Origin of the sequence: Candidatus Oscillochloris fontis (assembly GCF_004138135.1) — a bacterium.
GTDB classification, from domain to species: domain Bacteria; phylum Chloroflexota; class Chloroflexia; order Chloroflexales; family Chloroflexaceae; genus Oscillochloris; species Oscillochloris fontis.
Window position 1 is genome coordinate 37,756 of the sequence record NZ_RYFD01000001.1, and the last position, 13,321, is coordinate 51,076.

The 13,321-nt window shown below is 56.9% G+C and carries 8 protein-coding genes; 3 read left to right on the forward strand and 5 right to left on the reverse strand.

Going from position 1 to position 13,321, the window contains the following annotated elements; translation table 11 throughout:
- Window positions 1-43: 43 nt before the first annotated feature.
- Window positions 44-1,093, reverse strand: a complete 1,050-nt coding sequence (locus EKD03_RS00195) for a [LysW]-lysine hydrolase (RefSeq protein ID WP_129626084.1) — start codon at window positions 1,091-1,093, stop codon at window positions 44-46.
- 37 nt (window positions 1,094-1,130) lie between these two features.
- Window positions 1,131-2,534, reverse strand: coding sequence for a MurT ligase domain-containing protein (locus EKD03_RS00200; RefSeq protein WP_129626086.1), 1,404 nt, complete (start codon window positions 2,532-2,534; stop codon window positions 1,131-1,133).
- A gap of 330 nt (window positions 2,535-2,864) precedes the next feature.
- Between EKD03_RS00200 and EKD03_RS00205 the strand changes: the two genes are divergently transcribed.
- The 3 genes from EKD03_RS00205 to EKD03_RS00215 all read left to right on the forward strand — a co-directional run bounded on the left by EKD03_RS00205 (window position 2,865) and on the right by EKD03_RS00215 (window position 9,363).
- On the forward strand, window positions 2,865-4,886 hold the full coding sequence (locus EKD03_RS00205) for a CHAT domain-containing protein (protein WP_129626088.1): 2,022 nt from the start codon (window positions 2,865-2,867) through the stop codon (window positions 4,884-4,886).
- A 21-nt stretch (window positions 4,887-4,907) separates the two neighbouring features.
- Window positions 4,908-8,429, forward strand: coding sequence for a WD40 repeat domain-containing protein (locus EKD03_RS00210; RefSeq protein ID WP_129626091.1), 3,522 nt, complete (start codon window positions 4,908-4,910; stop codon window positions 8,427-8,429).
- Between the two features lie 61 nt (window positions 8,430-8,490).
- Entirely contained in the window at window positions 8,491-9,363 is an 873-nt protein-coding gene (locus EKD03_RS00215; RefSeq protein WP_161569136.1) for an alpha/beta fold hydrolase, read from the forward strand.
- 222 nt (window positions 9,364-9,585) lie between these two features.
- On the opposite strand, the gene EKD03_RS00220 is transcribed toward EKD03_RS00215, so the two are convergent.
- From EKD03_RS00220 to EKD03_RS00230, 3 genes are all read right to left on the reverse strand, one after another.
- A complete protein-coding gene (locus EKD03_RS00220) occupies window positions 9,586-10,707 on the reverse strand; it encodes a protein NO VEIN domain-containing protein (RefSeq protein ID WP_129626095.1) in 1,122 nt (373 codons plus the stop codon).
- Window positions 10,704-12,263 carry a DNA cytosine methyltransferase gene (locus EKD03_RS00225; RefSeq protein WP_129626097.1) on the reverse strand — a complete coding sequence of 520 codons (1,560 nt, stop codon included), beginning with the start codon at window positions 12,261-12,263 and terminating at the stop codon, window positions 10,704-10,706. The genes EKD03_RS00220 and EKD03_RS00225 overlap by 4 nt, the downstream gene beginning before the upstream one ends.
- A 103-nt stretch (window positions 12,264-12,366) precedes the next feature.
- Window positions 12,367-13,185, reverse strand: a complete 819-nt coding sequence (locus EKD03_RS00230) for an endonuclease III domain-containing protein (protein ID WP_129626099.1) — start codon at window positions 13,183-13,185, stop codon at window positions 12,367-12,369.
- Window positions 13,186-13,321: the final 136 nt, after the last annotated feature.

Here is a 13,321-nt window from a genome sequence, read left to right on the forward strand (position 1 = left end):
CTGTACATGCGTCTGTGCCTCGGAGACGCAACATCTTGCGTCTCTACCCCACCTGGCTCAACACATCGCTCAATATGGCAATCGCGGTGCGGTATTCGCTGATCGAGATATGCTCGTTGGGTGTGTGGTCGAGTTGCGAGTTGCCGGGCCCATAGGCCACTATCGGGCAGCCCCACGCCGGGCCGACCACATTCATGTCGGCGGTGCCGGTTTTGTGTAGGAAGCCGGGTTGGCCGCCTGCCTTGCGGATGGAGCGCATAAAGGCGCTTACGAGTGGGGTGGTGCGTGGGCTGCGGAAGGCCGGGCAGCCACCTTCACAGCGCAGGGTGGCGGGCATGGCCATGGCCTCTAGTTCATCGGCGAGGGCGGCGGGGTTGACCCCTTCGGGGAGGCGGATGCCAATGGTGGCCTCGACCCAATCGCTCATGCCGTCGCCTCCGCTGGCGACGCGGCGTAGTGAGGGGATCATCTGCTCGAAGAGGCGGGTGTGGCCCTGGTTGTGCTTGGCGCAGAGTGACTGCACCGCCGCCCAGAAATCGGTCATGTGCTCAGGGGCGGCGCGCTCTTCTCCCGCGCTGTGGGCCGCGTCCTGCTCGTAGTAGTAGTGGGCCAACAGACGCCCCTTGTAGCCCAGGGTGATGCGATCCCAGCCACTTGGTTCGCCGATCACACAGAACTGGGGCGCGTACTGATCCTTGGCGTAGTGGGCCCCCCGCGAACTGGCCGCCTCCTCCTCGGTTGCGCCGACGAGGGCGATGCGGCAGCGCAGGGTTCCGGCTAGTTGGGCGCGCCGGGCGGCCATGACGAAGGTGGCAAAGGGGCCTTTGGCATCAACCGAGCCGCGTCCATAGAGGAGATCGCCCTCGATCCGCACCGGAATATTGCCGGGTACGGTATCAATATGCCCCAACAACACGATCAGTGGCCCCGAATCGCCCAGGTGGCCAATCGCGCTGCCCGATGGGTCAACATAGGTTTCCCACCCGAACCCGTGCATCTGCGCAACCAAGAAGTTGGCAACTTCAGCCTCTTGCCCAGAGACGGAAGGGATGCGCAGCATGGCGGTAAGAAAGTTTACTTCATCTATGTCCATTGGTATTGCTCCTATGTATAGGGGCGATGCTTTGCCCCTACTCTTCCCAGAACTGGCGCACCCAGCCACGTTTGGCCAGATCCTCACGCAGATCGAGCATGGCGGTGTAGGTCGGCAACAGGTAGAGAGTCGCCCCGGCGGGTAACGCGGCCAGTGCCGCATCGAGCGCCGCTGGAAGGTGTTCATGGATCACCATCCGTTCGGGGTTCAAGCCGGCATACTTGAGGCGAACCGCCATATCGTCGGCGCGGGTGCCGCTTACGGTCATATGTGCAGCATCGGCCAGCGCCTCAAAGTCGGCGTCCCAGAGCCATGAGACATCGGTACCATCGGCGAAGCGGTCGTTAATGGCGATCAGTAGGTGCAGCCCGCGCCCCCCCGGTGCTTGCTCGACCAGCATACGTACCGTCTCGCTGGCGCCCACCGGGTTCTTGATCAGCGCGATGAGCATGGGTGCGCCACCATCCCCCGCCGTGACACGTTCAATCCGCCCGAAGGCGGCGCTGAAGGCTTCGAGGGCTTGGCGAGTCTGGGCGGCAGGGACGCCGAGGCTGTAGGCGACTGCGCTGGCGGCCAGTGCATTCAGCGCGTTGTAGAGGCCGGGGATGGGCAATGCGATCTCGACTGCCCCACCGGGGTAGGTGATCGCCAACTGGCTGCCGGTCGTCCCGTGCAGATCGAGCCGTGCCAGCGCCACATCGGGCTGGGGGCGCTGGTGGCCGCAGTGTGGGCAGCGGTAGTGGCCAATGTGGGCGTAGAAGGCATGGCTGAAGATGTAACGGGTTCCACAGCGGCGGCAGAATTGCGAATCGGCAATATGCGCGGCGGCACCCGTGGCATGACGGGTATCCTCCAGCCCATAGTAGACCACGTGCGCCGCCATGTCCCGCCCCAGATCGGCCACCGCCGGGTCGTCGGCGTTCAGCACCAGGGTGCTGGATGCGGGCAGTGTGGCGAGTGCGGTACGCCAGTTGGCGGCGACTGTATCCACCTCACCATAGCGATCCAGTTGGTCGCGGAAGAGGTTATGGATGAGCACCAGGCGCGGGCGCACCTCGGCGACAGCCTGAGGCAGCGCGGCCTCATCGGTTTCAAAGAGGCCCATACTAGCTTGGAGTTGACCGGCCCAGTTGGTGGCACTGATCACGGTGGTTGTCAGGCCACTGATCAGGTTGGCTCCGGCACGGTTATGCAGCACGCGCTCGCCGTGGGTACGCAGGATCTCACTCAGCATGCGGCTGGTGGTGGTCTTACCGTTGGTGCCACTCACCACCACTGCGCCGTGGGCCAGACGGGCGCTCAGGTTGCGCAAGATGCTAGGGGCCACCCGGCGCGCCAGCGTACCGGGGAGCGTCGTACCGCCTCCGGCTCCTAGGCGGCGCGAGAGTTGGCCAGCGAGTTTCCCTAGGGCGACCGCAATCAGGGTTGTATCAAGAGGCATGGGGGATGTTCCATAACGGGAATAACAGACATGCGCTTCATCATAGGGGAGGTTGAGGGTTTCGGCAAGTAGCGCCACAAGATAGTGCGGCGTAGCGCCGCAACGTAACGTAACTGTTCACACTTCTCCTAGCTTCCAGTTTTTGACGCAAAGACGCAGAGGCGCAAAGCCTGCAACAAAACCTTTGCGTCCTTGCGCCTTTGCGTCAATACGAGATTTCTTTTACCCCAAGTGTGAATAGTTACGCCGCAACATCTTGCGGCCCCCTACATTCCTCCTTCTGTTATACTAGTCTTAATCATACGATGTGTCATGTTGAGGATGACGTCTATGGCTACCTTCGCAGATCTTGAACTCGGAATGAACCGCCGCCCTGATGGTCGTTACAGTGTCGATCTGCGCTTTAATCAGCCCGATAGCGATACCGATATTCGCCTGATGCGCGATGAGGCCCAGCCAATTGAACTCGATCCGGCCCAGTTATTGGCGCTGAGTACTGATCCCATTGGCTATGGGCGTTATGTATCGCAGCAATTCTTTGCCGATGAGGCGCTGCGGCGGGCGTTCGAGCAGGCCCGTACCGCTGCGGCTAGTCTCGATGCGCCGCTCCGGGTGCGCTTGGCGATTAGTTCGAATGTGGCGGAGTTGCATGGGATACGCTGGGAGACGTTGCGCGATCCAGCGGATGATACGCCGCTGCTGACGAGTGAGCAACTGCTCTTCTCGCGCTACCTGACGAGTAGTGACTGGCGCCCGGTGAAACTGCGTCCGCGTGGTGATCTGCGGGCGCTGATTGCGATTGCCAACCCGCAGGGTCTCGAACGCTTCCGCATGGGCGCGGTGGATGTGGCCGCTGAGCAGTCACGCGCTTTGAGTGGTATGAGTGGGGTGCCTTCCACTGTTCTGGCAACACCGGGGAGCGCCAATCTCGACAACATCCTCAATCAGTTACGCAATGGGATGGACATCCTCTACCTCGTCTGTCATGGCTCACTGGTTAATGGTGAGCCATTACTTTGGCTAGAGGATGACAAAAACCAGATCGTGCGCGTCTCTGGGGCGGAGTTGGTGACGCGGCTGCGCGAACTGCGGCAGCGCCCGCGCCTGATCGTGCTGGCCTCGTGCCAGAGTGCGGGTACCGGCGCGGGCCAGGAGGCGTTGCTCGCGATTGGGCCGCGTCTGGCCGAAGCGGGCATCCCGGCGGTGCTGGCCATGCAGGGCCAGATCAGTATGGAGACCAACGCGGCCTTCATGCCGGCCTTCTTCCGCGAACTGATGCGTGATGGCCAGATTGACCGGGCGATGGCCGTGGCGCGTAGTGAGGTGAGCCATCGCCAAGACTCGTGGATGCCGGTGTTGATCATGCGCCTGAAGAGCGGGCGGATCTGGTATGTGCCGGGCTTTGCCGACGACAAAGCTAACTTCCAGAAGTGGCCCGCGCTGGTACGCGGGATCAAGTCGGGGCGCTGTACGCCCATTCTGGGGCCAGGGCTGATCGAGACGATCCTCGGTTCTTCGCGGGAGATCGCGCAGCGCTGGGCCGATGAGTACACCTTCCCGCTCGCCCCCCACGAACGCGAAGATCTGCCCCAGGTGGCACAGTATATCGCGGTGAATCAGGATGATCAGTTCCTGCGCGATGAGCTTGCCGATTCGATCCGGCGCGAGTTGCTGCGCCAGAATAGTACCTTGATCGGGCCAGGAAAAGAGAAGGCTCCGCTCAACGAATTGATCACCATTGTCGGTAAGGCACTGCGCAGTAGTGATGAGGCCGAACCGCATCGGGTTCTGGCCAACCTCAAGTTGCCGCTCTACATCACCACCAATTCTGATACCTTGTTGGAGGATGCACTGCGCGATGTGGGGGGCGAGCCACGTACCGTCCTCTGTCCGTGGAATGAGTATATCGAGCAGTCGCAAGCAGTGTATGACGAAGAGCCAGACCCTGAACATCCGCTGGTCTACCACCTCTTCGGTATTCTCGATGAACCCGACTCGCTGGTGCTGACCGAGGACGACTACTTCAACTACCTGATCGGGGTCACCAGCAACCGTGAACTCATCCCCGATGCGGTGCGCCGCGCCCTCACCGACACCGCCATGCTCTTCCTGGGCTTCCGCGTAGATGACTGGATCTTCCGCGTGCTCTTCCGCAGTTTTATGCGCGATCAGGGCGGCGGACGGCGGCGCAAGTATACCCACGTTGCCGCCCAAATTGATCCCGAAGAGGGGCGCACGATAGAACCCGAACGCGCCCGCAGTTACCTGGAGAGCTACTTCCAAGGCGAAGACATCAGCATCTATTGGGGATCGTCCGAGGATTTTATTCGCGATCTGGCCTCGCGCCTATGATCACGGTAGCAGGATCTTCTTATGCGCCAGAACCCCTATATTGGGCCACGTTCATTTGCCACTGGCGAACGCCTGTATGGGCGTGACCGTGAGTTGCGTCGTTTGCGTAACCTGCTGATTGCTGAGCGCATTGTGTTGCTCTATTCCCCGTCAGGTGCGGGGAAGACCTCGTTGGTGCAAGCGGCGCTTGTGCCCAGCCTGCGCGAAGAGGAGTTCCAGGTGCTCCCGCCCATCCGGGTGGGGGCCGAGCCGCCCGCTGCGCTCGCGCAGGCCAATCGCTATGTGCTCAGTACGATGCTCTCTATCGAGGGCCAACGCCCCGCCGAGGAGCAGATTCCTCTGGCTGAGTTGGCCAATCTGAGTCTCGACACCTACTTGGAGCGTATCAGCGATCCGGCGCAGGATGGCATCATCCTCATTTTCGACCAGTTTGAAGAAGCGCTGGCGGTGGTACCCAACGACCGGCCCGCCAAGCTAGAATTTTTCCACCAACTAGGCATTGCGTTGCGCAACCAGCAACGCTGGGCACTCTTCTCGATGCGCGAGGACTACATCGCCCAACTCGATCCCTTCCTGCGTGAGATCCCCACGCGCCTCACCCAGCGCATGCGCCTTGATCTGCTCGATGCCGAATCAGCACTGGCGGCCATCCAGCAACCCGCCCAAACCCAGGGCGTCACCTTCCTCAAGGATGCGGCCCAAAAGCTGATTGACGACCTGCGTATGGTGCGTATCCAGCGCAGCGATGGCAGCACTGCCGAAGAGATGGGCCTGTATGTCGAACCCGTGCAGCTTCAGGTGGTCTGCTACCGGCTCTGGAGCAACTTGCCCGCCGACGACTGCGAGATCTGTACGCAGGATGTGGCCAAGATCGGCGATGTGACGAGCGCCCTGCGTGCCTACTACGCCGAACGGATCGCGGGGGCGGCCACGAATGCTCAGGTGAGTGAGCGCCAGGTACGCGATTGGTGCGAAACCAAGCTGATCACGAGCCAGGGGTTACGTGGCCAGGTGTTGCGCGAGCCAGAGCAGAGTGGCGGGTTGCCCAATCGGGCGATTGCGGCATTGGTGGATAGCCACCTCGTGCGGGGCGAACAGATCCGGGGTGCGATCTGGTATGAACTGGCCCACGACCGCCTGGTCGCGCCGGTGCAGGCCGATAATGCCGAGTGGCGCAACGCCAACCTGAATCAACTTCAGCGCCAGGCCGAACTGTGGGAGCGCGAGGGGCGCCAGGATGGCCTGCTCTTCCGCGATCAGGCACTGGATGCAGCCGAAGCCTGGGCCGCTGAACATGCAGACGCGCTGAACCCAGTGGAGCAGGATTTTCTTGATCGCTGCCGGGCAGTACAGGCGATCATCCGCCGTGAACGACGCAATAACAAGTTGATCCGTGGGTTAGCCATCGTGGCCACGCTGGTTAGTATTGTCGCGGGGGTGCTTGCCTTCCTCGCGGTGAGTGCCGAACAGAAGGCGCACGTGCGCCAACTTGCCAGCGCTGCCCTCGCTGATGGCATGATCACCCCGCAACGTAGCCTGCTCCTCGCCCTCGCATCACAGCAGGTGGGGAATAGCACCATGGTTGATGGTGAAGAGGCACTCCAACAACTCCTCACCATCTCTGGCGGCCATCCCGAAGCCCTTGCCATCAGCCCGAACATCGCAACGCTGAATGCCGATGGCTCATTATTGGCGATCTACCATGAAGGTGATGCGGGGCAAAACCAGATCGTGCTACAAGCTATTGGCTCAACAGCCAGCTCAGTTCGCCAAACCATCACTATCACCACTGAGATCACCGATCTGGCCTTGAACCACGATGGTAGCCTGATTGCAGCGATCAGCAAGGATGGACAACTTCTGCTCTGGGGTGATGATGGTCACGTCCATCCGATCCAACTGCCGACCAATATCGGGAGTGTGAGTGCGCTGACATTCAGCCAGAATGGGGCTACGTTTGTACTAGGGAATGATAGTGGCCACATCTTTCTCTGGCCAGTAAGCAATCTCAATAGCCCACCGAAAGAATTGATCGGTGCAGATCAGTATGTCACCGCACTGGCAGTTAGCCCCAAAGGAGAACAGGTTGCGGTGGGCTATCTGAGCGGGGACGTTGAAATCATGAGTTTCCATGCTGGAAGCGCGCTGGTGCGTAAGTTCCTGCATCGTCATAGTGAAGGTATCAGCGTGGTTGACTATAGCCCCGATGGACAGCATGTGGCGAGTGGCAGTACTGATAGCTATGTTATCGTGAGTAGTGTTGAAAGCCGATCTGGAACCTTCACCTTCCGTGATCATACCAGCCCGATCTTCGGGTTGCATTTTAGCCCTGATGGCCACCAGATCATTAGTAGTAGCCGTGATGGGACGGCCCAGATCTGGTCACCCTTCAATACCAAGCAGCAACCCCGCATTCTGCGAGGTCATGAGGGCTGGGTACTCGATGCGCGCTTTGTTCCCGAAACCAATCAGGTGATCACGGTTGGTCGCGATGGGAGTTTGCGGCGCTGGAATGTGAACCATCCCCAAGCGACCACGATCATCTATCAACATACACGTGAAGTCGCTTCGGTGGCCTACAGCCCCGATGGCCGCTGGTTCGCGACGGGCAGTATTGATAAGAGTGTTGGTCTGTGGGCGGTCACTGGGGAGCAGATTGAACTCCAGCACCTCTTTGAGCGGACGGGGTCAGTCTGGTTGGTCGCCTTTAGTCCTGATAGCCGCTTATTGGCGAGTGCGAGTGAGGATGGCAACGTGCGAGTCTGGGATGTGGCGAATCCCACTCAACCCTTGCAGATGATCAATGCGCATCAAAATCGGGTGGCGACGGCGGTGGGTTTCAGCCCCGATGGGCGCTACATGGCTTCGGTTGGCTATGATGGCGGGTTCCATCTATGGGAGATCAGCCACCTCTTGAGTACGGGTGAGATGACCGAAGTGCCAACCGCCTTTACGCCGAGTCCCAAACCGTTACAGACGCTCGCTTTTAGTGAAGATGGGCGCTATGTGGCGATTGCGGGTGACAGTAGCGAGATTCAGATCTGGGACATGCAGAATCTCCAGGCTGCTCCCCAGCGGCTCCAAGTAGGTGACATCTACGCCCTGGCCTTCCGCCCTGGCTACCCCGGCCAACTGGCTGCGGCGGGCTTCGAGGCCAAGATCTACCTCTGGGATCTGAACGGGCCAGACCGCACCCCACGTGTCTATGTCGGCCACACCGACTGGATCATCGGGTTAGCGTTTAGCCCCGACGGCCAGACGATGGCCAGTGCCTCCAATGATAATACGGTACGGGTATGGAAGCCCGATCTCCCCGGTGGCGATTCGTTGGTGCTGCGCGGGCACAGCGCCGATGCCAAGACGGTCTCCTTTAGTCGTGATGGGCAATGGTTGGCGTCGGGTGCGCTTGATGCAACGGCAATCATCTGGCCACTTGATCGCCGGGTACTCATCGAGCGTGCGTGCCGTACTGCTGGGCGCAACCTCAGCCCCGCAGAGGTGGATCAGGCCGGTGGGGCGATTGGGGCGGAGCTTTGTCCGTAGGGCGGGATGTCGGTGCAGCCCCGCCATTGCAATAGCGCAATAAGGAGCTATGATAGAGCCTATGGACATACCTTCACTCCAACACATCAATCTGCCCTCTGGGCGGCTGGTGTACCGCACATACGGATCAGGCCCGCCGTTGTTGCTGCTCCATGGCTGGGGTGGCTCATCGCGCCACTGGCTCGGTGCCTTTGCCGTACTCGCCAACAACCACACCCTCTACGCCCCCGACCTGCCGGGGTTTGGCGAGTCGCCGCCCAGGTTGAGCAGTGGCGGGTTGCGTGGGTTGGCCACCACGGTTCTCGAATTCATTGATGCACTCGGCTTAGAAACGCTCAAACTCGCGGGCCATTCACTAGGCGGCGCGATTGCGCTGCTCGTGGCTGCTAGTCGTCCTCAGCGCGTGAGCCAACTCGCCCTAATCAGCTTTGGGCTACCCCGCACCTCCCACGAAGGTATCTATCATAGCGGGCTCAGTGTGCAACTCAGCCTCACCGTGGCGCTCTGGGCACCCTGGCTTTTAGCATGGCGCCCCTGGCAGAGCATCTCGCGGCCCTGGCGTGAAATGGCCTGGACGACCCCGCCGCTTCCGGCATTATTGGCCAAGCCGATGATTCACCATCTGCCCGAACCGGAAATGCTCTCGCTCGGAATTTCGGATCTGGTGGCGATGGATGCGCTCACGGCCCTCGAAGGTGCCGCCAGCCAGGGCGATCCTGCTGTCGGGCTTTCGTTGCCGAGGGCGACCATGCCGACCCTGATTCTGAGTGGCCGCCAAGATCCGATCTTCCCCCCGGCCAGTGCTACCGCGCTGGCTGCGGCACTACCGGGTGCCGCACTCGCCCTGATTGATGCGTGCGGCCATGTGCCGATGGCCGAGCAGCCGGGGGTGTGTTACCAGCACCTACGGGCGTTTTTTAGTACGGGGGGGTAGGTAAGAATAGGTTCAACGCGAATTGGCATTAACCCACTCATCCCAGATCTCGCCCGATCAACAACTCACCCAACTGGGCGTGGTGCGGACTCTTCATGGCCACAAACGATAGCATACGCCCTTTCTTGTGCTTCAGATGGCGTTCCGTGCGCTAGGGATGCGCCCTGTTGCCATCACGTGGCCGTAGCCGACATCAGGGAGATGCAACCGCCCAATGCGAAACTACTCATCCTTGGGTTCTGCAAGACGCAACTCTAATGGCTCTATCCTATGTGTAACTACTAGTGATGGTTTAAAAGAGATACCATCAGATGATACTCCAGCGGGAAGAGTGTTTAGTGTTTGTAAAATTGATGCAGCAAATTCACCAATATCCTCTAATATTACTAATAAACCAAATCCCGTAGTTTCACTTGCATTATAAACCCTATAAATATCATAACGTTCTAATTTAATTGCAGCTCGACGTAATTCTGATAAAGATACATGGATGGGATTGTCAAAAATTCCCGATGTAGTTTTTGCATCAACAAGTATGCGTTCTTTGCCATCAATACTATACCAAAAATCGAATGGACTAATTGCATCTACATATGAAGTCCAATGATATCCATGTATTGCACCAGATTCCAATCTCGAATGAAAATAATCTGAGACTAACTGTTCGCCCAATAAGCCTATACGACCTGCACTTTCTCTTGCTCGTTGCAATGAATCCAGGCTTACAGGTGCTCTGGAAGGAATAGTGAGTAGTGATTCTGTGGCTCGTTCACTCCCTAAAGCAACACTCTCCAACTCATTACTAAGTATGAAACCTCTTATAGAGTGATTTGAAGGAAGTGAGATACCTTGTACTACTTCTCCAAGATATGCAGAAGACACCTCTACCATGGTATTCGTACCAAGTATTATTGAAAGTGCGTGATGAATCTGTACATCATCATCAACTCCTTGAGCTATTAGTACTATTCGTAATGTTTCTGGTTCGGGTCCGATATTGAATTCCATCACAGCAATATCACCGGGTAATAAAATATTAAAACGATCTGGATTATTGTCTGGGTTATTTATGAGTTCTCCGTTCAAACGCCAATTCTTTTCTTGTAGCAAAATTTTTCGCTGGATATTTAATTCCCCAGCCAGACCAGGACCATAAAGATATAGGTCAATAGGATAACGTGTTTTTTGAGGAACTGTACGTAAGGCAGGAAAAAATAAATCTATAAAAACATCTTTATTCATATTTATCGCTTTTTGCTTTCCAGCTGGTGCTGTCCGAAACTGAAAAGCAAAGAGTGTCAAATCGGAGGCGGTGAGTCTCTTAAGAGCCATTCTGCCAGTCATAGCAATCTCCCCTGGATATTCTTTAGAATTACTTGAGCAATCGCATGAGATAAAATGGGAGGGACAGCATTTCCTATCTGACGAAATGCAGGGTTCATAGTGCCAAAGAACTGAAAACCATCCGGAAATGATTGTAACCGTGCAGCTTCTCGTACGGAAATAGTTCTTGCCTGATTACTGTCATAGTGGATGTGTGAATAACCATCTTTACCGAGGTGGGCCATAAGAGTTCTTGCTGGCTTGTTGGCTTCCATCTTGCGCCATTTATTTGGAAACTTGCTTGTATCATAAGGAGGAACTAGTTCCTTCCATAATTCTTTATACCGAGATGATTCACTTTCCAATAATATACCTGCGGAAGCAAGTTCAGCAAGTCGCTCGTGGAACATATTAACGGCATGTGCATATGCTTGAGGGTATTGATCACCTGGATTCATTCTTCGGAAAAGAGCATAATCACGAGGAAGCGACCGAATAACATGGTCGTAAATTCCTGTCCTACTTTCAAATTTTGGCCAATTACGCATTGCCCATGCATACTCTGATACTTCAACATCATCACGATACGGCGTAAGTTTATCGAAACGTCGTGCTCCTCGCCGTAACGTACCCTCTAAATGTAGGGTAATCGGTGGCAGATCGCCGATAGCTTCTTGTACCGTGATTGCTGGCTTCAGATCGGGTGTTGCAATAGGAGGTGGTTGAAAAAAGACTGTATTATCTGGGTTAAGCATATTAAGATTAACCGCTTTTAACGCTACTTGACGAGAACCCGCATAGCCTCGTGGTAAATCAATCCAATGGGTTGGTTCTGGGAATTCGATACTAACCTCTAGTTCTCGCGCATATGCCAAAAGAAACATACGTTCTCTCATTTGAGGCACACCATAAAAAGCAGCGTTGAGTAGTGTATATGCACATCTATAACCTAAATCAGAGAGAACCTCGCATATTTCTTGAGGAATGTTATGACCCCCATAATTAATTACATCAGGTACATTTTCGATAAGAATTGCAATTGGATTCAAGTGTCGTACATACGTTAAGTAGCGGAGATATAAATTACCTCGATCATCTAACTTAAATGCATCAGGATGTGCAGCTACTTCGCGTAACTTAGCACGACCTACTCGCGCAAAAGCTTGACAAGGTGGTCCACCTATAAGTACATCCACACTTTCACAAGCAGAAGAGTTTGGATATAGTTCTTTCAAGAGATCTTCGGGTTCAGTCTTTGTGATATCCCGATCCTGTGCGTGTATAGTTTCAGGCTTTCCATCAGGAGAACGATGAAAATTGAGGGCATGAGAATAGGCAGCCGTACTATCAAACTCAACAGCACCTATTATTTCAAATCCAGCAGCATCAAAACCTAGAGATAACCCACCACACCCGGAAAATAGATCGAGAACACGAATTGCTCCACCCTGGTGGATACGCTTGATCTTCAGTAGGCGCTGTTGGTGGCGCTGCGTCTTTTCATCAATTTCGATATGAAACAGCGAGGGCTGATGTACACTAATCAGTCTCGTTTCACAAAGTGGGGTAGTAGTCATAGTTTCATCTAGCTTCCAGAGAAACAGTCGTTGGAACGTCCAGGTCTCGTATCCATGAAGTACCGAAGTAATGTGCTTATATTATCTATTCTAACATACCGTTTCACTCGCCTTGGAAGTTATGTTCATCATTTCCCCGCTCCCGATACCACCCACACACCGCACGCAGTGGACACGCGGCATCGCTGGCTAAGTAGCTTTCGCGCCCGGCCTGTACGCTGTAGATGCGCCGCGCTGGGGGGCCGTCGCAGCGCGGGCGACTGCGGCAGTAGCGCACACACACCTCGTTAATCTGGGCGTGGAAGTCGGCATAGAAGTCGCGGCGCGGCATCCCGCAGATGATCGCGGCGCTCAGATCGGCCTCGATCAGAGTGCGCAGCTTTTCGTAGGGTGTGCGCCAGATCGGCTTGACCGCGTGCGTCTGCGGCCAGACGCGCTCGAAGAGGCGGCGGGTATACTCGTCAATCACGAAGATCGGGTGCTCCCCGGCGTAGAGCAGCACCACATCGCAGGTCTCAGGGCCAATGCGGGGCAACGCGAGCAGTTCGGGGCGTAGGGTTGCCGTGGGTTGGGCCAGCATCGTCGCCATCGAACCCGCATAGTGGGTGCAGAGGTGCTGGGCAATGTTGCGTAGCCCGTGCGCCTTCAGGGTGAAGAAAGCGGCGGGTCGAATCAGAGCCACGATCTCATCGGGGGGCGCGGTGGCCAACGCGGGTGGGTTGAGCATCCCCGCCGCGATGAGGCGCTGCATGGCCGCCTCGACCACCTCCCAGCGCGTTTGTTGCACCACCACCGCCCCAACCAGGATCTCAAAGGCGCGATCATGCCCGAAGATCGGCCACCAGGGTAATTGGGCCTCAGCGCCGTGCAAGGGGCCGAAGTGGGTGCGTAGGGGTAGGTAGAGATCAGCGAAGGGGAACATAAAACGCCTATGTGGCCCTCACCCCCCTAGCCCCCCTCTCCCGTTCGCTGCGCGAACAGGCGAGGGAGGAGTCGGAGTTGGTGTAAGGGATTTCTTGGAAATTCGGCTCCCCTCTCCTGTGGGCGAAGCCCACGGG

Excerpts from the sequence above, each read along its gene's own strand:
- EKD03_RS00195 (WP_129626084.1), bottom strand. The coding sequence starts at position 1,093 with ATGGACATAGATGAAGTAAACTTTCTTACCGCCATGCTGCGCATCCCT.
- EKD03_RS00225 (WP_129626097.1), bottom strand. The coding sequence starts at position 12,263 with ATGACTACTACCCCACTTTGTGAAACGAGACTGATTAGTGTACATCAG.
- EKD03_RS00230 (WP_129626099.1), bottom strand. The coding sequence starts at position 13,185 with ATGTTCCCCTTCGCTGATCTCTACCTACCCCTACGCACCCACTTCGGC.
- EKD03_RS00200 (WP_129626086.1), bottom strand. The coding sequence starts at position 2,534 with ATGCCTCTTGATACAACCCTGATTGCGGTCGCCCTAGGGAAACTCGCT.
- EKD03_RS00215 (WP_161569136.1), top strand. The coding sequence starts at position 8,491 with ATGGACATACCTTCACTCCAACACATCAATCTGCCCTCTGGGCGGCTG.
- EKD03_RS00205 (WP_129626088.1), top strand. The coding sequence starts at position 2,865 with ATGGCTACCTTCGCAGATCTTGAACTCGGAATGAACCGCCGCCCTGAT.
- EKD03_RS00210 (WP_129626091.1), top strand. The coding sequence starts at position 4,908 with ATGCGCCAGAACCCCTATATTGGGCCACGTTCATTTGCCACTGGCGAA.
- EKD03_RS00220 (WP_129626095.1), bottom strand. The coding sequence starts at position 10,707 with ATGACTGGCAGAATGGCTCTTAAGAGACTCACCGCCTCCGATTTGACA.